Origin of the sequence: Paenibacillus sp. GD4 (assembly GCF_030846225.1) — a bacterium.
GTDB lineage: Bacteria > Bacillota > Bacilli > Paenibacillales > NBRC-103111 > Paenibacillus_G > Paenibacillus_G silviterrae.
Genome location: NZ_JAVCYK010000001.1, coordinates 2,815,104 through 2,834,776 on the forward strand (window position 1 = coordinate 2,815,104; position 19,673 = coordinate 2,834,776).

Here is a 19,673-nt window from a genome sequence, read left to right on the forward strand (position 1 = left end):
GAGATGACCATGCATTCCTTAGTGGCTAGAAATCTGCATTTGACCTATGGCAACGAAAGCATTATCGAACAGCTCGATCTGTCCATACCCAAGGGCAAGATTACCGTCTTGATCGGCTCCAACGGCTGCGGCAAATCGACGCTTCTTCGCTCGATGGCCCGTTTATTGAAGCCGTCCAAGGGAGAGGTCGTGCTGGACGGCAAGCAGATTGCGAAGATCCCCACCAAAGAGATCGCGAGGCGCTTGTCCATTTTGCCGCAGGGACCCATCGCTCCGGAAGGGTTAACCGTATTCCAGCTGGTGAAGCAGGGGAGGTATCCGTATCAGCACTGGCTAAAGCAGTGGACGGAGGAGGATGAGCGTCTTGTCCGGGAGGCACTGCGCGTGACCAAGACCGAGGCGCTGGCCGAAATGCCGGTGGATTCCTTGTCCGGCGGACAACGGCAGCGTGCGTGGATTGCGATGACCTTGGCTCAAGGGACGGATACGATCCTGCTGGACGAACCGACAACCTATCTTGATATGGCCCATCAAGTGGATATTTTGGATTTGCTGTTCGAATTGAATGAACGGGACCGGCGGACGATTGTCATGGTTCTTCATGATTTGAATCTTGCTTGCCGATACGCGCATCATCTTGTCGCTATCAAGGATAAAACCGTCTATGCGCAAGGCAAGCCGGAAGAGGTGATCCACCCGCAGCTGGTTCGGCATGTATTCGGGATGGAGTGCAGCATCGTGGAGGATCCCTACTTCGGTACGCCGCTCTGTATTCCGCAGGGGAAAGGCCGACGGGCCGAGCGGAAGTACGGTTCGATCCAAACCATCAAGGAGCCTAAGGAGGCGCAAAAAAGTGAGCTTATTAGCGTATAAACATGCCGGGACGATGGCGGAGCTGATCAAGAACAGAAGAACGATCCGCGATTTCAAGAGTGACCCTGTACCGACGGAGTTGATTGTGGAATTGCTGAATGTCGCGGTGTGGGCGCCCAACCACGGGAATAGGCAGCCTTGGCGTTTCCTGCTGTATAAGGGAGAAGGGCGGTCGATCCTGGCGGATGCCATGCTCCGGACCTATTCCGACGAAGAAAAGAAGAAGCACGGAGAGCCCAAGTGGAACTATTTCATGAATGTCCCCGCCCATCTTGTGGTGATTATGAAGGAGGATCCACGCCGGAAGCAGTGGGAGGAGGACTACTGCGCCGTCAGTGCGCTCATTCAAAATTTTCAGCTGGCGGCATGGGAGCAGCAGCTTGGCGTCGTATGGAAAACGAACCATTACAACTATGATCCCCAGTTCCAGGAAGCGGTGGGCTTGCAGCTGGAAGAGAAAATCATCGGCGTTCTGCACATCGGGTACCCTAGGTCCGTGCCGGACGTCCAGCCGCGCAGGAGTGCGGAGGAGCTTCTGACGATCATCGGCTGATGAACAGTCCCATAGAAGAAGGGGGGAGTTGCTATGCCAACCGTTTCCAACCAAGCATATTGCCTGCCGCTGCTCTCCTCCATAAGAAGAAGGCGATACCTGAAGGGATCAACCTTACTTGCCAAGCATATTCCTTGCGATATGCTTATTCTTGTTATCGGGGGCAAAGGCATGCTCTGCACGGGGCAGGAAGTGCTTCCCATCCATCCGGGGCGGTCTTTATTTTTCCCCCGAGGAACGGCAATAGAGGTCATACTTGAGTCTAGCCTAGTAGATGTATATATTATGACGGTGGTCCAAGTAGCGATTGCGAAGCGCAAGGGGCAATGGAGCTGTACGAACGGAGTGGAGCCTGACCTTTGGCCAACCGGCCAAATCGGGCAGCGATACGTGAAACCCCTGCTAGAGGAGATCGAGCAGCTGCATGAGCAATGCCGGACTCACCGGGGCAGCTCTTCCGAACGGCAGCTGAAATTTCAAGCCATCCTAGAAGCGATGCGGAAGGCTCGGCAGGAGTCGGACGGGAAGGACAAGGGGAATAGCGGGATCGAACAAAGCATCGTTTTCATGCACAAGCATTTCCATTCGAAAATAAAGCTGGAGACGCTGTCGGGCATTGCCGGCCTGACCCCCACCTCGTATTCGCGGAGCTTTAAGAAGGCGAAGGGAATCTCTCCGCTCGAATATGTGAACCGGCTTCGGATTCACTCCTCCAAGCAGCTGCTGCAGCAGCCGGAGGTCACGATTAAGGATGTATCCGCCGCACTGGGCTTCAGCAATGAGTTTTATTTCAGCCGATTGTTTAAAAATACGGTAGGCATTTCTCCCGTCCTGTTTATGAAACGAAGGCAGCTGAGAGTTGCCGCAGCCTCTTGCTTTCGGTATCAGGATTGCTTGCGATCCCTGGGGGTCTCCGCGCCGTTTGAATGGAATGCCTATCAGCTGATGGGCGCGGACGAAGAAGAACGGAGCCGGATGCTCCAAGCGCAGCTGGAAGCACTGCAAGGATACCGTCCGGAGCTCATTATTGCGGACTCCAGGCATTCGCCCTTCTATGAGCGGTTAAAGCAAATCGCTCCAACGGTGATCGTTGATCTGGCCTACGACTGGCGCTCGCACTATATGAGGCTGGCTGAGCTGGTCGGCAGGGAAGAAGAAGCCCGGCGAACGATCGGCCAGCTGGAGCTGAAGGCGAGCTATGCCCGCAAAATACTGGCCCATACGATGAGAGAGGTCCCGGTGTCTCTGATGCGGCTGTATAACGGAAGGATTCGCGTGCAGGGGATGGTGGATCACCCTGTTAGTCACCTGCTTTATACTGAGCTGGGATTACAGCCGGGAAGCTGTGTTCCGCTACATGAAAGAAACCGGGAATATTCTCTCGAAAGCCTGCCGCCGCTAGATTCGGGCTATTTATTCGTCTACAAGCATTCGCTGCAGGCGGAGGAAGCCGAGCAGGCGATGAGTGCGCTAGAGGGCTATCCGATTCGCTCGGTTCCGAACTGGGTCCGGATGAGCTGGTCGCCGGGCGGACAGCACCAAATCATCGATGAGCTGCTGGAATGGAGAGCGTGAACGGAATAAGGCACCAACCTGTCAGGCAGGCTGGTGTCTTATTTAATATATACGCTGCCGAAGGGCAGCACCTCCCGGAGCAGCCGTTTAAACCAGCCGTCGCCCGATAGACGGTCCTCCAGCTGACGGTCGCGGGAGCCCGATTGAACGAGCACGCTCCCCGTCCCGCGAATTTCCCACTGCACATTCATATGCTGGCTGGCGAGGGAGTTACCATAAACGGAGAGCTGAATGGACGCGTCCTCGGGGTAAGCGATAAGCGCGTTCTTATCGACGAAGAGCGGCTGGGACGGATCGAGCTTCATTACGGCGGCGTCACCCGCGGCTAGAATTCCGAGGGTGCCGGGACCGGAAAATTTCATACGGACCAGCTCTCGAGAGATCCAGGCTGTCTTCAGCTTCAGGATCTTGCTCTTCATGGACATCCCGTCCGTAAAGTAGATGACATGGCGAAAGTCGAACAGCAGGCTGCTGTCGGCGGGAAGCTCGTAAGAAATGAGAGAGTGTCCCGTAGGCAGCCCCAGCAGGAACTCGGAGGGCCCGCTCAGCACGGATCGAACCCACCTTCGCTTGCGATAGGCTCCCCCCAGATCCATCCACCGATCCTCCCGCTGCCCGGGTTGGCCCCGGTAAGCCAGAATGGAGCCGGGATGCAGAACATGCAGCGCTTCCCCGCCGGACAGTTCGATTCGGGCGTGCCCCGTAGGCTGCGGTGCGCTGACCTTCATAGCATCGTCACCTCATGCTCCTCTTTACGCTGCTTGCGCCAGACGGTGTAGCGCCATATGCGTACGGCCGCCGCGTAGCCAAGGATAAGCAGGATTGCCGTGATACCGGTTGAGGTGAGCTGACGATATAAGGTGCGGCGATCCGCATCCATTTCTTCTATGCGGCTCTGCAATTGCTGATTCTGGGCGGCCAAAGCCCCGTTCTGCTTCTGCAGCTCGGCATTCTGCTGCAGGAGCTGCTCCGCTTGTTTTCTGGACTCCTCTATTTGCTGTGTCGCTTCCGTCACATGGGCTTGAAGCTCCTCCACTTTCTCGGGCGCTTGGTAAATACCCTTGATTCGATCCAGCACTCCTGCATCGGCGGAGGCGGCGTTCGTTACTATTCCTAATAGTACAATGGAAATAATTGAAAAGAGCAGTTTTTGCTTCACGAGTCTATCACCTGCTTTTTCATAGATTTACTTCCATTTTACTTGGTATATCGATAAAGTTCCATTCCAGTCATGTCCATTGGTGTCGAATCTTCCAATTTCACAGCTTTTCCCTTGCTGGGCGGCGGTAAACCTCATGTCGCTTTTTTACAATACTCCCTCGATGTTTCGCCGTATAATAATATGGAACGAAGGACTCGAATTCAAACAGGGTAAAGGTGGAGGAGCAATGAGTAAGTTCGGAACCCAGGTTACATTTACAACCCAACCCGGCCAGAGGGATCGTCTGCTGGCAATCCTTTTGGAGGCTGGGGCTGTCATGGAGAACGTTAAGGAATGCGAAGTATACCTTGTCCATGTTTCGGATACAGAGGCGGATACCATCTATGTAACTGAAGTGTGGGGCAGTCAGGAGGCTCATAAGGCTTCCCTCGACGAGGAGGCAACCAAGGCTTCGATTCAAGAGGCCATGCCGCTGATAGCGGGGGTCGAAGCCGTCCGCTTCAGGCCCGTAGGCGGTAAAGGGCTGACAACATAGGCGTGCAGGGGAACACCACCCGTCGAGGATGGTGTTTTTTTATTTGTCATCATGTGAAATACAATGGCAACGCAGTGCCTTTTTCTTTTCAGTCCCGCGGGGGAAGGTATATAATACTTGTAAACCCGCGAGCAATCGCAATAGAAATGCCCTGAGCATACGAAGCCGGGGTCAGCATAGGAAAGAGGAGTCGGTATGGCAGTAACCATTAAAGATATAGCCGATCTGTGCGGCGTTTCTGCCGGAACCGTGGATCGGGCGCTAAACAACCGGCCGGGGATCAGCAGCAAGACCAAGAGCAAAATCCTTCGGGTCGCCGAGGAGCTGAATTACAAACCGGACTATATGGCCTCCAGTCTCGCGCGCGGACGGACGATGACCATTGGGGTTGTGCTGTTCGACTTGCATAACCGTTCGTTTGCCCAGCTCATGAATGCAATCGAAAGCCGCTGCCGGGAAAAGGGCTATTTTGTCAATTTGCTGCTCACGGGCAAGGATAAGGAAAACGAGAGGAAATGCATTGAACATTTAGTGAGCCGCAAGGTGGACGGGATTATCCTCTTCACGGTGAATGAAGGGGAGGAGTACGACCGGTTTTTGCAGGAGCAGCGGGTTCCGATCATCACGATTTGCAATCGCATTTCCGACCGGTGGAGCTATGTAGGGATCAATGATCGTCAGGCGATGAGGGATGCGGTGGATTATATATGCTCCCGGGGCTATGAGGAGTTCATCTATGTATGCCCGCCGCTGGCCAAGAAGAACGAATCCAACATCTACACGCAGGAAGAACGTCTGGCCGGCTGTCTGGAGAGCTTGAAGGAAAATGGCGTACGGCGGGAGCCGCTGATCATTACGGAGAAGGACTATGTGTCCGTACTGGATAGCATCGATTTACGGGCATCCGGCCGGACGGCAATCATCTGCTCTTGTGATATTTATGCGCTGGAGGTCTTGAACCATATCAAGTCCAAAGGACTGAAGCTGCCGGAAGAGGTTGGGGTCATGGGCTTTGACAATATCGACGTCCTCAAATATGTAACACCTGCCTTATCCACGGTGGAATATGCGGTAGAGGAGTTTGGGGTCAGGGCGGTGGATGCGTTGATTCATCAGTTGGAAACAGGGGACCTGCGTCCTGAGCCGCTGCTGGCTTATCAGATTATCCAGGGGGAATCGATCTAATGGCCGGATGGAAGATTTCGGATTGACGGTGCTGGGGTGCTCTGCTATAGTAAAATCAAATCGTGTGCGCACACGAAATGAATCGAGTCTATGCTTATTCGCACCGTCCGACTCCGTTCGTCCATTTTCGTGTGCGCACACGGAACCCGAGGGGAGCCCTGATGGATATGAAAAAAGCAAGTATGATTATCGACAAGGATTACCAAATCTCCAAGATCGATCCACGCATTTACGGCTCATTCGTCGAGCATCTGGGGCGTTGCGTCTATGGAGGCATCTATGAGCCCGGACATCCTTCAGCGGACGAGCAAGGCTTCCGCAAGGACGTAATAGACATGGTGAAGGAGCTGAACGTGCCTCTCATCCGTTACCCCGGCGGTAACTTTGTTTCCGGTTATAACTGGGAGGACGGCGTAGGTCCGGTGGAATCCCGCCCTCGCCGGTTGGACCTGGCGTGGAGGACAGTGGAGACGAACGAGGTCGGCACGAACGAATTTGCCGATTGGGCGAAGCGAGTCAACGCGGAAGTGAATATGGCCGTCAATCTGGGCACCCGCGGCATTGATGCCGCAAGAAATTTGGTCGAATACTGCAATCATCCGTCCGGTTCCTATTATAGTGATTTGCGGAGATCCCATGGCTATAAGGAGCCGCACAAATTCAAAACCTGGTGTCTCGGCAACGAAATGGACGGCCCGTGGCAGATCGGACACAAAACGGCGGCGGAGTACGGACGGATCGCAACGGAGGCAGCCAAGGTCATGAAATGGGTCGACCCGACTATTGAGCTTGTGGCATGCGGCAGCTCCTCCAGAGGGATGCGTACCTTTGCGGAATGGGAAGCAACGGTTCTGGATCACACCTATGATCATGTTGAGTATATTTCGCTGCATACCTATTACGGAAACCCGCAGAATGATATCTCGAATTTCTTGGCCAAATCGCTCGACATGGATTCCTTCATAAAATCGGTGATTTCGATATGCGATTATGTGAAGGCGAAAAAGCGCAGCAAGAAGCAGATCAATCTTTCCTTCGACGAGTGGAACGTATGGTATCACTCCCACGAGTCCGACAAGCGCTTGGAACCTTGGACTGTAGCTCCTCCTCAGCTGGAGGACGTGTATAATTTCGAAGACGCTTTGTTGGTAGGCTGTATGCTGATTACTCTTCTCCGTCACTCCGATCGGGTGAAGATTGCCTGCCTTGCTCAGCTGGTGAACGTGATTGCTCCAATCATGACGAACAACGGAGGAGAGACTTGGCGCCAAACGATCTTCTATCCGTTCATGCACGCCTCCAATTACGGCCGCGGCACTGCGCTGCAAACGATCGTGAAGTCGCCGGTCTACGACAGCAAGGAATTCACCGATGTGCCGTATCTGGAATCGATCGCCGTACATAATGAAGAGAATGAGGAGCTGACGGTCTTTGCCGTGAATCGGGATACAACGGAAGGACTGCTGCTGGAGTGTGATGCGCGTCAATTCGAGGGGTACCGGGTGGTAGAGCATCTGGTGCTGGAGAATGATGACATCAAGGCCGCGAATACGGCCGAGCGTCCGGATGCCGTGAAGCCGCACAGCGGCGGAGAAGCGAAGCTGCAGGACGGCCGGCTGACGGCGCCGCTGCCGAAGCTTTCCTGGAATGTAATTCGGATGAAAAAATAGCGATGCTGGAAGGACACCGTATAGGTGTCCTTCTTCTTTTTTCTCAAAAAGTGGTTGGTGTTGCCAGCGGGTAAGCCGCCACGCTATGGAGTGGAGACCATAAGTTCGGTTCGGTACGCAAAAATCTTTGAATGACCCGTGAGGCGTATTTTGTGGCATTTTCTAGACGTTACCGTACAGATATTGTTTTATATAGCATTTTCCATTATTATGAAATTATATGTACGGTATCGTACAGAAGGGGGTGGTTGCTTGCCTAGAGTTGTGGTAACGGAAGAGCAATGGATTCAAAAGGGAATGGAACGATTCGCCCTACATGGGGCGGAGGGCTTGGTTATTGAACAGATGTCGTCGGAACTCGGCTGCAGCAAAAGCAGCTTTTATTGGTACTTTAGCCATCGCGATGAGTTTCTTAAACGGATTATTGACAAATGGACGGAGATCACGACGAGCCAAGTAATCCGGCGTTCGTCGGAGCAGGAGTCGGCTGAGGAGAAGATCACCGGGCTGTTGCGGCAGATGTTCTCCGCTACACGCAAAGGGGATTTTCTATTTTATTTGCGAAAGCTAAGTGAGCAGCAGTCCGATTACCGGAACGTCATCGATCGGGTGGAGCAGGAGAGAATGAACTACGCTTGCGGACTATTCATGGATGCGGGATTGCCGTCCGAGGCAGCTTATCACAAGTCACACATCCTGTATCATTATTACTTGGGGTGGTATGAGCGGCATAAGCATGAACTGATAAGCGAAGAGGCATTACAGCAGCATATCGATATGCTTCGGAAGCACCTGCTAGGGATTTGAGGAGGGAGAACATGGCGGTTGTTTTTGCTTGGGTGGTTGGCATAATCCTGTTCGCAGTAAGCGGTATTCATCTGTACTGGATGGCAGGAGGGAGGAAAGGCGCTCTAGCCGCCATTCCCAGTATCGGTTCCGAAGCGGTATTCCGTCCGACGAAGATTGCTACGGGGATCGTGGCAGGAGCGCTGGCCGTGGCCGGGTTGTTCGTGCTGCAGCTCGGCGGGGCGGTGCCGGGACTATTGGTGTTTCCCGGCTGGTTCATGAACTACGGCGGCTGGACGTTAGCTCTGGTGTTCTTGATCCGGGCCGTCGGCGATTTTCGCTGGGTAGGCTTCATGAAGCAGCGGAGGGGCTCGGTATTTGCCCGTTGGGACACTCTTCTCTACTCTCCGCTTTGCTTATTTTTAGGGCTTTGTCTCATCAGCATCATGCTGGCTTGAGGCACGCTAAGATTTTGTCCAATTCCCCGTATATTCCTAGCCCATTATAACAATAATTAGAAAAAGCCTTTACCGGGGAGGATATATATGGGGTTCGTTGTGATTTTCTCAGCAACTTGGCTTGCCGTCCTGGCCTTTTACATGATGAACAAAAGCTTATCCTTCATGGATAATACCGTAGTGCTTCTCATGGCGTTGATCTTAGGGGTTAACCTGTCTTGGCTTATTATCGAGGAGTTTCAGTGGGTTCAGCTGACGAAGGATCCGCTGCTGTATACGGGCTATCTACTGAACCGGACTTTGCTTCAGCCGTTGATTCTTGTCTTATGGATAAATTACATGGTATTGAAAAAAACGACCGAGGCTTATTTTTTCGCTACCTTGGCGTGCACGGGTCTACTGCTCGGCTTCAACAGCCTTGCCGAATACTACCAGATCTATAGATATGTCCAGTGGAATGTATTATACGACTTTCTGTCCGTGGTGCTTCTGCAAGGGTCGCTGCTTTTGGTTTACAGACTTGCCTCCAAGTGGATGTATGCAGAGGAGGAACCGGCATGATCTTGTGGGAGCATTTTGACAAAAACGAATGGTATATCCTGAGTATGCTTGTTATTGCCTATGGTGCCATCTGGCTGCTGCCCAAGAGATTGCCGAGAAGTTTGCTGATTGCCGGCTTGGTATGGGGATTCGCCAGCTCGACGCTCTTCGACTTTACCATCGGCGGGGGACTGATGGATTTCTATAGAGTCAACGATACGAACAGGTATGAGCTGACGGATCTTTTGGTGTACTTTATGTTCGCGCCGTTCGGCTATTTCTTCGTCTATTTTTTCGAGGTGATGAAGATTACGAGGAAAACGGTTATACCTTATATTTTGGGCTGGACGGTGCTGGGGGTTGCGGTGGAATGGGTATCGGAGCAGATGGGAATGACCACATATCAGCACGGATATAGGCTGGAATACAATGTCGCGGTGTTCCTGGCTGTCCAAACCGTAATGGCAGTAAGCTATATGTATATGAAAAAGCACCGCCTCATCGGATGGCAATGAAAGAGCCGCTGCTGCGGGTCACCCGAAGCGATGACTAGCATGAAAAGACCGCACCACCCCCGAGGGATGCGGTCTTTTGGGCTATCACGCACTGAGCGGAAGCTCGACGATAAAAGTGGTTTGCTTCCCTTCAGTGCTCTTCGCATAGATGTTCCCCTTATGCTGCTCCACAATGGCCTTTGCAATGGCCAAGCCCAGACCGTAGCCTCCTTGGCTGCGGGAGCGGGATGCATCCGTCCGGTAGAAGCGATCGAAGATTCGCTCCAAATGCGATTCCGAGATGCCTTCTCCGGTATTTGTGACGGTGAGCTGAATGCTGTGGTGACGCTTTTTCAGCACAATATCCATGGATCCGTTCGCATTTGTATACTTCACTGCATTATCCAGCAAAATCATGACCACCTGCTTAAACGGCTCTTGGCTGCCGCGCGCGATGAGTCCAGGCTCAATTTCGTAGGAAAGCTGGATCCGGCTTTCGAAAATGATTGCCTCCATCGTAAGCACCACCTGCTCCACTGCCTCGCTCACATCGAACGGTAAGAATAGGACCGCGGCTTCCGCCTGATCGATTTGGGCTAAGTAAAGCAAGTCATTGGTCAGCTTGGACATCCGCTCGGACTCCGATTGAATGAACGTCAGCCATTTGGACTGATTGGCAATCGTATCGTCGGCATGGGCCAGCAGGACGTCGACATTCGTTTGGATCACGGCAAGCGGAGTCTTCAGCTCGTGGGAGGCATCGGCAATGAACTGCTTTTGTTTATCGAAGGCCACCTGAACCGGTTCAATCGAACGATTGGCGAAATATCGGCTAATGAAGTAGATCAGGATCAGCATAATGGATGCAACCAGGAGAAACGCATATACTAAATTCGCCAGAAAGTCTTGCTGTGACGTAATGTCGAGAAACGACAGGACATAGCGGTCGGACAGCTTCTGTACTTCAAACGCCCAATGAGTGTCCTCAAGCTTAAATTTGCCCTCCTGCTTGCCGCTGGCAAGGGCTTTCGCCGCCACAGCTCGATAGATCTGCTCCGCTAAGTCAAATCGGGAAGCGACGCTCTGAACCGTTCCTTCCGAATCCGTAACCACGGAGAAGGAAACGGAACGTGCCATAGGCTGCTGATCATTCCCGCCCGGCTCCGATTTGGGGCCATGCCCCGGCTTGAACGGTCCCAAATTTCCAGCAGGCTTGCGAGCAAATTCTGCCTCCCGGTGCAGATCCATCCCAATATCCCGGCTTACATTTTGATACATAATGACATAGATACAAGCGAACGCAATGAGCAGCATCACCGAGATGGTAACCATATTCAGCAGCAGAAATTTATTGCGGAGCTTGCGAAACATCAGGCCTTCACCTCCAGCACATAACCCACTCCCCGAATCGTGCTGATGGCTACCTCCGATTGCAGGTGGGTCAGCTTTTTCCTCAGGAAGGAGATGTAAACCTCTACATTATTATGCTCCGCCTCGGAATCAAAGCCCCACAGCTTCTCGATAATCAGCTCCTTCGGCGTTACCGCCTGCTTCCTCAGCATCAGCAGCTGCAGCAGCTCGCTTTCCTTTAGGATCAGCTTGATTTCCTTCCCCCCGCAAGTAAGCTTCAGCGTCGACGGATTCAGCTCGATATCGCCGTAACGCAGGGAATTATCGGCTAAGACCTCGCCCTTGCGCCTAAGCGCCGCACGGATACGGGCCAGCAATTCTTCCGTAACGAACGGCTTGGCAATATAATCGTCCGCTCCGTAATCCAGCCCTGACACCTTGTCCGAGGTCTCTCCCCTAGCTGTAAGCAGGATGACCGGTGTAGCTATATTTTCCTTACGGATGGCCTGCAGGATCGTAAGTCCGCTCATGCCTGGAAGCATGATATCGAGCAGCAGCAGATCGTAAATGCCGCTTTGCGCATAATCCAAGCCGGTGGTGCCGTCATGCACGACATCGACGGAGTAATGATGCTTCCTAAGAATCTGAGCCAGCGCCTCCGCCAGATGCTCTTCATCCTCGACGATTAGTATTCGCATCGCATTTCCTCTCTTTCGGCTTTCGGGCGATGCCCTTTTGTAAGTAGTAGCAACAGTATACCATCCTGAACCTTAAAGAAACCTGAAATTCGTATTTAAGGTTCACTAAAGGTTCGCGTCCTAAGATAGGGTCATCGAAAGCGATGAGACAGAAAGGATGAGCGAGAATGGCCATTGAGGTGTTCAACCGATACGAGAATAAGTATCTGCTTGACGATGCCGGCTTTCGGACGATTCATGATCGCCTGCTTGAATATATGGAGCTCGACGAATACAACCGGAAGCATACGTTTTACTCCATCAGTAATATTTACTTTGATACGCAGGACCATGCCTTGATCCGGAATTCGCTGGCGAAGCCCAAATATAAGGAGAAGCTGCGGCTGCGGGCTTACGGTGTTCCGGCGCCGGGCGCCAAGGTATATCTGGAGCTGAAGAAGAAGGTTCATGGGCTGGTGAACAAAAGAAGAACAGCCCTTCGGACCCACGAGGCTTACGAGTTTGTCCGTACAGGAGTCAAGCCGGAGCCGGCCAGCTATATGAACAAGCAGGTGGTAAGCGAGATCGAGTACTTCCTGCAGCGTTATACCTTGGAGCCGAAGGTGTACCTGGCTTATGACCGCATTGCGATGTTTTGCAAGGAAAGCCGGGATCTGCGCATCACATTCGACCGGAACATCCGATCGAGACGGTATGATCTGCTGCTGGAGAGCGGCGATCATGGAGAACCGCTGCTGGAGGACGGCCGCTGGCTTATGGAGGTCAAGGCGGAGAAGAGGATCCCGGTGTGGCTCGCGCGGCTGCTGTCCGAGCACAGTATGTTTCGGACGAGCTTTTCCAAGTACGGCAACGAATTTATCAAGATGAGACAAGAGCAAATGAAAGGAGCACGCGCCTATGCTTGACGCTTTATTTACCGCGGCAACGACAGATACGACCATGACATTGACCCATGCCCTGCTCACGATTATCGTTTCCTTCCTTTTGGGAGGGATCATCAGTATGACTTATATGAAAACGAGCAGGCAAGCCTACTCTCAAAACTTCGCACTGACGATGATTCTGATTCCTTCGATTATCGCCATTATCATTCTGCTGATTGGAAATAACGTGGCTCGGGCTTTCAGCCTCGCCGGGGCGTTCTCGATCATTCGTTTCCGAAGCGCGCCGGGCGACCCTAAGGATATCGCCTATGTCCTGTTCACGATGGCTACCGGTCTTGCCTGTGGCGTAGGGATGTTCGGTTATGCGGTTCTCTTCACCTTCATTCTGTGCGCACTGATGATCGTGCTTCACAAGCTTCAATTCGGGGCGAAGCGAAGCACACAGAAGCTGCTGAAAATTACGGTGCCGGAGGATTTGGGCTACGAGGAAGCTTTTCATGAGGTATTTGAGAATTTTCAAGTCAGCCATGAGCTGAAAAAGGTCAAAACGACCGAGCTGGGCAGCTTGTTTGAGCTGGTTTATACGATTACGATGAACCCGGCCGTGAGCCAAAAGGATTTCATCGACGCCCTGCGATGCAGGAACGGAAATCTGAACATTACCTTATCCATGAGTCCGGAAGCATCGGACTACTAAACCGCAAACGGAGGAAAGTTCAATGAATAAGAAGCATACGAATGTGAAAAAAGTGATTATGCTAGCGCTGCTCTGCGCATCGGTACTGCCGGCCTGCCAGAGCCTTACATCTACGGAAGCGGGTGCACCCGCAGCTTCGACACAAGCAGCCGCCGTCCAAACGGCCGCTGGAACGGATGCGGCTGCGCAAGCACCGGCGGTTGCAAACCCGGTATCTTACAGCCAATATGATGAGTACAGCGATTGGAAGACGACGAATCCGACCTACCTTGAGCTGAGCGCGAGCGGCGCCGGCATTAAGGGAAGCGGGGCTGAGGCAAAGGATCGCACCGTAACGATCACTGCCGCAGGTACGTATGTATTGAGCGGTCAGTGGGAGCAGGGGCAGATCGTCGTAGATGCTCCGAAGGACGCGAAGGTGCGTCTGGTGTTAAACGGGGTGGAGATTCACAGCAAGGAAAGCTCGGCGATTTACGTGAAGCAGGCGGACAAAGCGATCCTCACGCTTGAGGAAGGAACGAATAACGTGGTGACGGATGCTGCGGAGTATAAGCTGGCGGATGCTTCGACGGATGAGCCGAATGCGGCTATTTTCAGCAAAGGCGATCTTACGTTCAATGGTGCGGGCGTTCTGACTGTCCGAGGCAATTATAACAACGGCATCACCGGTAAAGACGATCTGAAGGTGCTCGGGGGGACTATTACGGTTTATGCCAAGGACGACGGCGTGATGGGCAAGGATTTGGTGGCGGTCAAGGAGGGACGACTGACGATTGAAGCCGGGGGAGACGGTATCAAGGCAACCAATGATGCGGACGCCTCCAAGGGTCTCGTGCAAGTCGATGCCGGAACAGTAACGGTAACTGCAGGAAACGACGGCATCCAAGCGGTGACGACGGTGCAGGTAAACGGCGGTACGTTGACGATTACTTCCGGCGGCGGCAGCGCGAAAGCGCCGGTGAAGGTGGAGCAGCAGCCCGGCGGCATGAGAGGCGGCCCGGGGCAAGCAGCGGCCCCGGCAGCTCCTGCAGCAACAGCTGCTAGTGCTGCTGAGAAGGAGAGCGCCAAGGGGATCAAGGCTGGCGCAGGCGTGATGATTGCCAAGGGCAGCATTCGTATCGACTCCGCCGATGATGCCGTCCACAGCAATAACAGTGTAGCGATTGCAGGTGGAGAGCTATCCATTACCTCCGGCGATGACGGTATTCATGCCGATTCGTCTGTCCAGATTAGCGGCGGCTTTGTTCAGATTGCCAAGAGCTACGAAGGCATCGAGGGCTCGAATATTACGATATCCGGCGGGGAAGCTAGGGTAACCTCCAGCGATGACGGCGTCAACGTCTCCGGAGGGGCGGACGGATCGGCAGTGAACGGACGTCCCGGGCAGAACAGCTTCAGCTCAACCGGCGGCGGCAAGCTCACGATCACAGGCGGAACGCTACAGGTTAACTCCACCGGCGACGGACTCGATTCCAACGGCTCCATTGCGATGTCCGGCGGCACGGTCTTCGTAAGCGGGCCGACGGCGAATAATAACGGCGCGCTCGATTATGACGGAACGTTTGAATTCACGGGCGGTCAGCTGATCGCTGCGGGAAGCGCAGGCATGGCGCAGGCGCCGTCGGATCCCTCGTCCCAGAACTCGCTGTTGATGACGTATTCCCAGACGCAAAAAGCGGGGACGCTCGTTGAGCTGAAGGATCAGAGCGGGAAGACGCTGGCCAGCTTCGCCCCCGACAAGGACTTCCAAACGGTTGTGATCGGTTCGCCGGAGCTGAAGAAGGATGCTGCTTATGCGCTCCATACCGCAGGAGCTAAGACAGTGGAATTCACCGCGGCAAGTGCGACCACTTGGTTGAATGAGTCCGGCGTGACCACTGCCAGAAGCGCAGGTCCCGGTGGCCCTGGCGGCGCCGGTCCCGGCGGGAATCGAGGTCCGCGGGAGATGAGACTGCCATAGGAAGAAGTGAAGAGACACGGGGTCCCAGTGTAAGGGACTCTGTGTCTTTTTTGCTTGCCAGTGGGCGGAATTGGAAATATAATAGCTCTCAATATCTTGAGAGAGGAAGGGGATGACCGATGCTTCGTCTTATCAAACCGTCAGTGGAGTACCGAACGCAGTATCTGGATTTCTACGAGGACTGGATTCGGAGCGGAGAGGACATTGTACCTTGGGTGGTGGAGAAGGAGCCGTATGATTTTGGCGCGTACATAGACTTCCTGTATGCCGAAGATAGCGAGGAGAAGCTGAGCACCCCCGGCTGGGTGCCTCACTCGACGTACTGGCTATGGAATGAGGAGGATGTCCTTGTCGGTGCGGTGAATATCCGTCATCGGCTCAATCCGAAGCTGCTGAACTCCGGCGGACATATCGGTTACGGGATCCGACCGTCCTATCGACGGAGGGGCTATGCCGGTTTCCTGCTGGGGGAAAGCCTGAAGCTCCTGAAGAAAATGGGAGGCGATAAGGCGCTGCTGGTCTGCGATAACGACAATATCGGGTCGGAGAGGACGATCGTGAAGCACGGCGGCGTCTTCGAATCTGAATTTCGGGAAGACGATGGGAATGTGGTGAAGCGGTTTTGGATCGACTTAGGGACATCGCCTGCCGTTGGTGAAACGAAATAATCGCACAAATGCCATTGCAACCACCCGAGGTAAGAGGCAACGGGCCGGCAGTGGCAGAAATGCGATTGCATTCGCGTATTAGCCGGCTTGAGAGCGAATCTTGCTGAAAAAGTGGCACAAATGCCATTGCAGACACCCGAGGTGAGAGATAACGGGCCGGCAGTGGCAGAAATGCGATTGCATTCGCTTATTAGCCGGTTTGAGAGCGAATCCGGCTGAGATAGTGGCACAAATGCCATTGCAACCACCCGAAGGAGCGGTAACGGGCTGGCAGTTGCTTGGTTACAGCTCCAAATGCACCGTGCTCTCCGCCAGTGTCCGGCCGTTCACAATAATCGAAAACCGATGCGCGCCCGAATAATGAACGCGCGTAGTGATAGGGACGAACGCATGCTTCGTTTCCATAACTGTAGGCCCAGTAGGATACGTGCGCTCGGACAGCTTAAACAGCTTGCGGGAGGTTCGTCCGCTCGCTTTGACAAAATCGATGCCATACTCGATGCGCAGCTTGACGGGCTCCCCGCTCGTGTTCCGCACGCTGAACGTCAGCTTCACAGCTTCGCCGAGCTTCACCTGTCCAGGCGCCAGCGCAAACCCCTCCACAGACACGGCCTCCGGGGCAGTAAATCCGAAGAAGGATAACGCCACGGGATGACATTGCTTCAGCAAGGTTCTGCAGCCATGACGGACAACCCAGTCCGTATCGGCATTCGTGCCGTACCAACGCCGAGCGGTCTCCAGAATAAGGTCGGGGTGATCCTTGGAGATATCGTTCAGACAGTTGCCGACGCTTCGACGGACGTATTCGGAGCCATCAGCCTTAAGCTTCTCAAGTACCTCCAGAACCGGACGAGGATCTCGCTTGAAAGCAGGCAGCGCCATGGCCCAAGGCAAGCGGGGGCGACTGCCCTCGCTGGCCAGCCTTCTTACGTGGGGATTGTCATCCTTAGCCCATTCGTGCAAATAGCGGAGTGTCAACTCCGGGTACCGCATAAGGAAGGGGCGGATGGCAAACTCCGAACTGGAGAATGGGGTCAGACGGGCAAGCGCCGGGATGGAAAGCTCGGGTTCGTCTAGGCCGCCTATCTCGACGATGTCAGGGAATACCATATAAGCTAGACCGCCAAAATGAGCGGCCACACGGCAAACAATGTCCACCGTCTCTTCCCAGGCTTCCGGCATATCGTTCAGCAGCGTTAGACTAATGTGGCGCATGCGCTCTTTGAATGCAAGCTGCTCCCAGCGGCTATCCCGGACAATTGCCAAAAATCCCGCTGGGTTGAAAGCGGGATAAGCCTCCCGAAATCGAAAGGCCACCTCCTCGAAGAATCGGTCATTGTATACGTCTTTTATCAACTCGGCCATCGTCGCATTTACTCCCACTCCACAGGGCTGGCCCAATGCATCCTCAGGGAAGCTTCATCCAACAGCTCCATACATTGCTGCATGCAGGGGGCATCCTTGATTTCTAAGAACATCGCATCCGCTGCTGCCCGGTCTTGATAAAAGATCGCCTCCAGCCACTCTCCAGTCTCCTGCTCGATATGGACTTCTCTTCGGATGAATCCGGGCATAGCCTGCATCTTTTCCGACATGTCCTGAACCGCTCGCCCGTAGCGCTCCCTATCAGCTCCCGGCTTAAGACGATACATCAACAGTTCCACGCAGCCCGCAGAGGTGCCGGCGGCATTCCGTGAGGTCGGTACACTCAGCGCCTCCTGCCGCACATAGTGACGCATCGTCACGGTGCTCTCTTCCAAGCTATCGATCAGTGCCTTCGCGGCTGGATCCTTCATAAAATCCGCCGCCGCCGCTTTCGCTGACAGCAAGTCGGCCCACTGTACCAAGTCGAACCAAAGCTGATGATCGGTATCATGGGCGAGCACTCTGCTTCTGAACCCGGGATAACGCTCCAGTGCCCTTTGGGATTGTCGGATGCCTGAAAGGAACGCTTCTCGACTAACGCCTGACTTCAAACGGGCGGATACAAGCTCAATAATAATGGGGTGTTTCATGTGGGGTGATCCTCCTTCGGAATTGACTTCCTTGTCAGCATACGAAATAATGGTGACAACTAATGGCACATTTGCATCAGAGGGAGGAGGAGATCCATGCATAAAGCCCAGAGGCTCATTCAGCTTATTATGCTCGTGAACGAACGCAAGAGGTTTACGGTTCAAGAGCTGGCCGATGAGTGCGGCGTTTCGCGCCGGACGATGCTCAGGGATTTGATGGAGCTAAGCGAGCTGGGGGTCCCGCTCTACTCCGAGGTGGGTGTCGGAGGCGGCTATCGTGTGCTGCGCGAGAAGGTGCTTCCTCCCATCAGCTTTACTGAGCATGAGGCGACGGCTTTGTTTTTTGCCTGCCAATCGCTTAAGAACTACAAGGCTCTTCCCTTTGAGAATGAAGTGGGTACGGCGCTGCAGAAATTTTTTCATTACCTGTCAAGCGACTTGAAACGGAAGATCGAACGCATGCAGCAGCGGCTTGTTTTCTGGGTGCCCCCGCATGAGCTGGAGGTACGGTTTCTGGAGGAGCTGCTGGAGGCTGCGCTGGATCAGCGTGTCGTCACGATTGTCTATGAAGCGGCCTCGCGCCGGGAACGGATGATTCAGCCTCTGGGGCTGTATACTATGAGCGGGCTGTGGTATTGTCAGGCTTACTGCTTTCTGGCCGGGGATTATCGGGTGTTTCGCGTGGACCGGGTCAAGCACTTCTCGGAGGAAGCGGACCAGAGCTTGCGCCTTGATACAAGCGAGGAACGGCTGGAGTCATGGATCATGAGGATGGAGAAAAGCGATGCGGTAGAGCTGGAGGTGGAGCTGACGGCCGAAGGGGTTAGGCGCTGCCAGTCAGATCTATGGCTATATGGAGCGATCGAGCGGAGGGAGGACGGCTCGGGAACCATCCGTACGAAAATGAGCGCATCGTATACCCCATGGGCCGTCCATTATTTTCTCGGCTTCGGGATGGAGGCGAATGTCCGACGTCCGCAGGCCGTTCGGGACCAGATCCGCAGCAAGCTGAGAAGTCTTCAGGAGCAGTATGATCTGGAGGCCTAATCTTTTTTTTCACAAATTCGTACCCTGCGTTGTCTTAAGTAGTGTAAAGACCAAAACACGTAGGAGGAGATCCATATGAAAACGAGAATGAATTACCGTCAGGCCAATCCTGCCGTATTCGACATGATGCTGCAGCTGGAAACGACCGTGCAAAGCCTGGGGATCGACAAGACGCTTTACAAGCTTATCAAAATTCGGGCGTCCCAGTTGAACGGCTGCGCGTTCTGCATCGATATGCACGCCAAGGAGCTGCATTCGGCGGGGGAGCAGCTGGAGCGGATTTTGCTGTTAACCGCATGGCGCGAGGTACCGATCTATAGTGATAAGGAAAGGGCGGCGCTCGAGCTGACGGAGTATTTGACCCGGCTGTCCGAATCGGGCTTCCCGGAAGAAGTGTACGAACGTGTAAGAGCGCAGTTCAGCGAGGCGGAGATTGCCGCGCTCATCATGGCGGTGAACGTGATCAACGGCTGGAACCGGCTTGGTGTGGCTACCGGTATGTATCCGGGGTGTTTTTTATAGA

At 53.9% G+C, this 19,673-nt stretch carries 22 protein-coding genes; 16 read left to right on the top strand and 6 right to left on the bottom strand.

The features are described 5' to 3' along the window. Positions 1-9 precede the first annotated feature (9 nt). Genes RAC89_RS13295 through RAC89_RS13305 form a run of 3 tightly spaced genes read left to right on the top strand, consistent with a single transcriptional unit; the run spans position 10 to position 3,001 of the window. Positions 10-873 (top strand): ABC transporter ATP-binding protein, encoded by an 864-nt coding sequence (locus RAC89_RS13295; protein WP_306614012.1) that lies wholly within the window; start codon positions 10-12, stop codon positions 871-873. After that, complete coding sequence (locus RAC89_RS13300; protein ID WP_306614014.1) at positions 854-1,426, top strand: nitroreductase family protein; 573 nt, start codon at positions 854-856, stop codon at positions 1,424-1,426. The genes RAC89_RS13295 and RAC89_RS13300 overlap by 20 nt, the downstream gene beginning before the upstream one ends. Before the next feature lie 33 nt (positions 1,427-1,459). Continuing rightward, positions 1,460-3,001, top strand: coding sequence for a helix-turn-helix domain-containing protein (locus RAC89_RS13305; RefSeq protein WP_306614015.1), 1,542 nt, complete (start codon positions 1,460-1,462; stop codon positions 2,999-3,001). 38 nt (positions 3,002-3,039) lie between these two features. Here the strand turns inward: RAC89_RS13305 and RAC89_RS13310 are convergent, their stop codons facing one another. Together RAC89_RS13310 and RAC89_RS13315 are read right to left on the bottom strand one after the other, a co-directional pair. Then, on the bottom strand, positions 3,040-3,729 hold the full coding sequence (locus RAC89_RS13310) for an AIM24 family protein (RefSeq protein ID WP_306614016.1): 690 nt from the start codon (positions 3,727-3,729) through the stop codon (positions 3,040-3,042). Then, the gene (locus tag RAC89_RS13315; RefSeq protein ID WP_306614017.1) at positions 3,726-4,160 is read right to left on the bottom strand and encodes a coiled-coil domain-containing protein; all 435 of its coding nucleotides are present in this window, start codon (positions 4,158-4,160) and stop codon (positions 3,726-3,728) included. Before RAC89_RS13315 ends, RAC89_RS13310 begins: the two co-directional genes overlap by 4 nt. Positions 4,161-4,389: 229 nt before the next feature. Between RAC89_RS13315 and RAC89_RS13320 the strand changes: the two genes are divergently transcribed. From RAC89_RS13320 to RAC89_RS13350, 7 genes are all read left to right on the top strand, one after another. Next, positions 4,390-4,698: a putative quinol monooxygenase gene (locus tag RAC89_RS13320; protein ID WP_306614019.1), complete on the top strand. Its 309-nt coding sequence runs from the start codon at positions 4,390-4,392 to the stop codon at positions 4,696-4,698. A gap of 195 nt (positions 4,699-4,893) precedes the next feature. Next, positions 4,894-5,883, top strand: coding sequence for a LacI family DNA-binding transcriptional regulator (locus RAC89_RS13325; RefSeq protein ID WP_306614020.1), 990 nt, complete (start codon positions 4,894-4,896; stop codon positions 5,881-5,883). Between the two features lie 161 nt (positions 5,884-6,044). Further along, on the top strand, positions 6,045-7,553 hold the full coding sequence (gene arfA, locus RAC89_RS13330) for an arabinosylfuranosidase ArfA (RefSeq protein WP_306614021.1): 1,509 nt from the start codon (positions 6,045-6,047) through the stop codon (positions 7,551-7,553). Positions 7,554-7,805: 252 nt separating this feature from the next. Next, positions 7,806-8,360, top strand: coding sequence for a TetR/AcrR family transcriptional regulator (locus RAC89_RS13335; RefSeq protein WP_306614022.1), 555 nt, complete (start codon positions 7,806-7,808; stop codon positions 8,358-8,360). Between the two features lie 11 nt (positions 8,361-8,371). Then, positions 8,372-8,797, top strand: coding sequence for a DUF3995 domain-containing protein (locus RAC89_RS13340; protein ID WP_306614023.1), 426 nt, complete (start codon positions 8,372-8,374; stop codon positions 8,795-8,797). Between the two features lie 87 nt (positions 8,798-8,884). Beyond that, the gene (locus RAC89_RS13345) at positions 8,885-9,358 is read left to right on the top strand and encodes a hypothetical protein (RefSeq protein WP_306614024.1); all 474 of its coding nucleotides are present in this window, start codon (positions 8,885-8,887) and stop codon (positions 9,356-9,358) included. Beyond that, entirely contained in the window at positions 9,355-9,852 is a 498-nt protein-coding gene (locus RAC89_RS13350) for a hypothetical protein (RefSeq protein ID WP_306614025.1), read from the top strand. Before RAC89_RS13345 ends, RAC89_RS13350 begins: the two co-directional genes overlap by 4 nt. An 84-nt stretch (positions 9,853-9,936) precedes the next feature. On the opposite strand, the gene RAC89_RS13355 is transcribed toward RAC89_RS13350, so the two are convergent. Together RAC89_RS13355 and RAC89_RS13360 are read right to left on the bottom strand one after the other, a co-directional pair. Continuing rightward, entirely contained in the window at positions 9,937-11,202 is a 1,266-nt protein-coding gene (locus tag RAC89_RS13355; RefSeq protein WP_306614026.1) for a sensor histidine kinase, read from the bottom strand. After that, positions 11,202-11,879, bottom strand: coding sequence for a response regulator transcription factor (locus RAC89_RS13360; RefSeq protein ID WP_306614027.1), 678 nt, complete (start codon positions 11,877-11,879; stop codon positions 11,202-11,204). The genes RAC89_RS13355 and RAC89_RS13360 overlap by 1 nt, the downstream gene beginning before the upstream one ends. 167 nt (positions 11,880-12,046) lie before the next feature. Here RAC89_RS13360 and RAC89_RS13365 point away from each other — a divergent pair, with 167 nt between their 5' ends. The 4 genes from RAC89_RS13365 (at position 12,047) to RAC89_RS13380 (ending at position 16,088) form a co-directional block, all read left to right on the top strand. After that, on the top strand, positions 12,047-12,784 hold the full coding sequence (locus tag RAC89_RS13365; protein ID WP_306614028.1) for a polyphosphate polymerase domain-containing protein: 738 nt from the start codon (positions 12,047-12,049) through the stop codon (positions 12,782-12,784). Next, positions 12,777-13,460, top strand: coding sequence for a DUF4956 domain-containing protein (locus RAC89_RS13370; protein WP_306614029.1), 684 nt, complete (start codon positions 12,777-12,779; stop codon positions 13,458-13,460). The genes RAC89_RS13365 and RAC89_RS13370 overlap by 8 nt, the downstream gene beginning before the upstream one ends. A gap of 22 nt (positions 13,461-13,482) precedes the next feature. Next, positions 13,483-15,420: a carbohydrate-binding domain-containing protein gene (locus RAC89_RS13375; protein WP_306614030.1), complete on the top strand. Its 1,938-nt coding sequence runs from the start codon at positions 13,483-13,485 to the stop codon at positions 15,418-15,420. A 119-nt stretch (positions 15,421-15,539) separates the two neighbouring features. Next, a complete protein-coding gene (locus RAC89_RS13380; RefSeq protein WP_306614031.1) occupies positions 15,540-16,088 on the top strand; it encodes a GNAT family N-acetyltransferase in 549 nt (182 codons plus the stop codon). A 282-nt stretch (positions 16,089-16,370) separates the two neighbouring features. Here the strand turns inward: RAC89_RS13380 and RAC89_RS13385 are convergent, their stop codons facing one another. Both RAC89_RS13385 and RAC89_RS13390 read right to left on the bottom strand, forming a co-directional pair. Continuing rightward, a complete protein-coding gene (locus tag RAC89_RS13385; protein WP_306614033.1) occupies positions 16,371-17,453 on the bottom strand; it encodes a DNA alkylation repair protein in 1,083 nt (360 codons plus the stop codon). Between the two features lie 8 nt (positions 17,454-17,461). Beyond that, on the bottom strand, positions 17,462-18,103 hold the full coding sequence (locus RAC89_RS13390) for an antibiotic biosynthesis monooxygenase family protein (RefSeq protein ID WP_306614034.1): 642 nt from the start codon (positions 18,101-18,103) through the stop codon (positions 17,462-17,464). Positions 18,104-18,199: 96 nt separating this feature from the next. On the opposite strand from RAC89_RS13390, the gene RAC89_RS13395 reads away from it, so the two are divergent. Both RAC89_RS13395 and RAC89_RS13400 read left to right on the top strand, forming a co-directional pair. Continuing rightward, a complete protein-coding gene (locus RAC89_RS13395) occupies positions 18,200-19,150 on the top strand; it encodes a helix-turn-helix transcriptional regulator (protein WP_306614036.1) in 951 nt (316 codons plus the stop codon). A gap of 75 nt (positions 19,151-19,225) precedes the next feature. Next, positions 19,226-19,672, top strand: coding sequence for a carboxymuconolactone decarboxylase family protein (locus RAC89_RS13400; protein ID WP_306614038.1), 447 nt, complete (start codon positions 19,226-19,228; stop codon positions 19,670-19,672). Position 19,673 lies beyond the last annotated feature (1 nt).

Excerpts from the sequence above, each read along its gene's own strand:
- RAC89_RS13355 (WP_306614026.1), bottom strand. The coding sequence starts at position 11,202 with ATGTTTCGCAAGCTCCGCAATAAATTTCTGCTGCTGAATATGGTTACC.
- arfA (WP_306614021.1), top strand. The coding sequence starts at position 6,045 with ATGGATATGAAAAAAGCAAGTATGATTATCGACAAGGATTACCAAATC.
- RAC89_RS13400 (WP_306614038.1), top strand. The coding sequence starts at position 19,226 with ATGAAAACGAGAATGAATTACCGTCAGGCCAATCCTGCCGTATTCGAC.
- RAC89_RS13365 (WP_306614028.1), top strand. The coding sequence starts at position 12,047 with ATGGCCATTGAGGTGTTCAACCGATACGAGAATAAGTATCTGCTTGAC.
- RAC89_RS13360 (WP_306614027.1), bottom strand. The coding sequence starts at position 11,879 with ATGCGAATACTAATCGTCGAGGATGAAGAGCATCTGGCGGAGGCGCTG.
- RAC89_RS13305 (WP_306614015.1), top strand. The coding sequence starts at position 1,460 with ATGCCAACCGTTTCCAACCAAGCATATTGCCTGCCGCTGCTCTCCTCC.
- RAC89_RS13310 (WP_306614016.1), bottom strand. The coding sequence starts at position 3,729 with ATGAAGGTCAGCGCACCGCAGCCTACGGGGCACGCCCGAATCGAACTG.
- RAC89_RS13320 (WP_306614019.1), top strand. The coding sequence starts at position 4,390 with ATGAGTAAGTTCGGAACCCAGGTTACATTTACAACCCAACCCGGCCAG.
- RAC89_RS13325 (WP_306614020.1), top strand. The coding sequence starts at position 4,894 with ATGGCAGTAACCATTAAAGATATAGCCGATCTGTGCGGCGTTTCTGCC.
- RAC89_RS13295 (WP_306614012.1), top strand. The coding sequence starts at position 10 with ATGCATTCCTTAGTGGCTAGAAATCTGCATTTGACCTATGGCAACGAA.
- RAC89_RS13385 (WP_306614033.1), bottom strand. The coding sequence starts at position 17,453 with ATGGCCGAGTTGATAAAAGACGTATACAATGACCGATTCTTCGAGGAG.
- RAC89_RS13380 (WP_306614031.1), top strand. The coding sequence starts at position 15,540 with ATGCTTCGTCTTATCAAACCGTCAGTGGAGTACCGAACGCAGTATCTG.
- RAC89_RS13345 (WP_306614024.1), top strand. The coding sequence starts at position 8,885 with ATGGGGTTCGTTGTGATTTTCTCAGCAACTTGGCTTGCCGTCCTGGCC.
- RAC89_RS13395 (WP_306614036.1), top strand. The coding sequence starts at position 18,200 with ATGCATAAAGCCCAGAGGCTCATTCAGCTTATTATGCTCGTGAACGAA.
- RAC89_RS13370 (WP_306614029.1), top strand. The coding sequence starts at position 12,777 with ATGCTTGACGCTTTATTTACCGCGGCAACGACAGATACGACCATGACA.
- RAC89_RS13390 (WP_306614034.1), bottom strand. The coding sequence starts at position 18,103 with ATGAAACACCCCATTATTATTGAGCTTGTATCCGCCCGTTTGAAGTCA.
- RAC89_RS13375 (WP_306614030.1), top strand. The coding sequence starts at position 13,483 with ATGAATAAGAAGCATACGAATGTGAAAAAAGTGATTATGCTAGCGCTG.
- RAC89_RS13340 (WP_306614023.1), top strand. The coding sequence starts at position 8,372 with ATGGCGGTTGTTTTTGCTTGGGTGGTTGGCATAATCCTGTTCGCAGTA.
- RAC89_RS13350 (WP_306614025.1), top strand. The coding sequence starts at position 9,355 with ATGATCTTGTGGGAGCATTTTGACAAAAACGAATGGTATATCCTGAGT.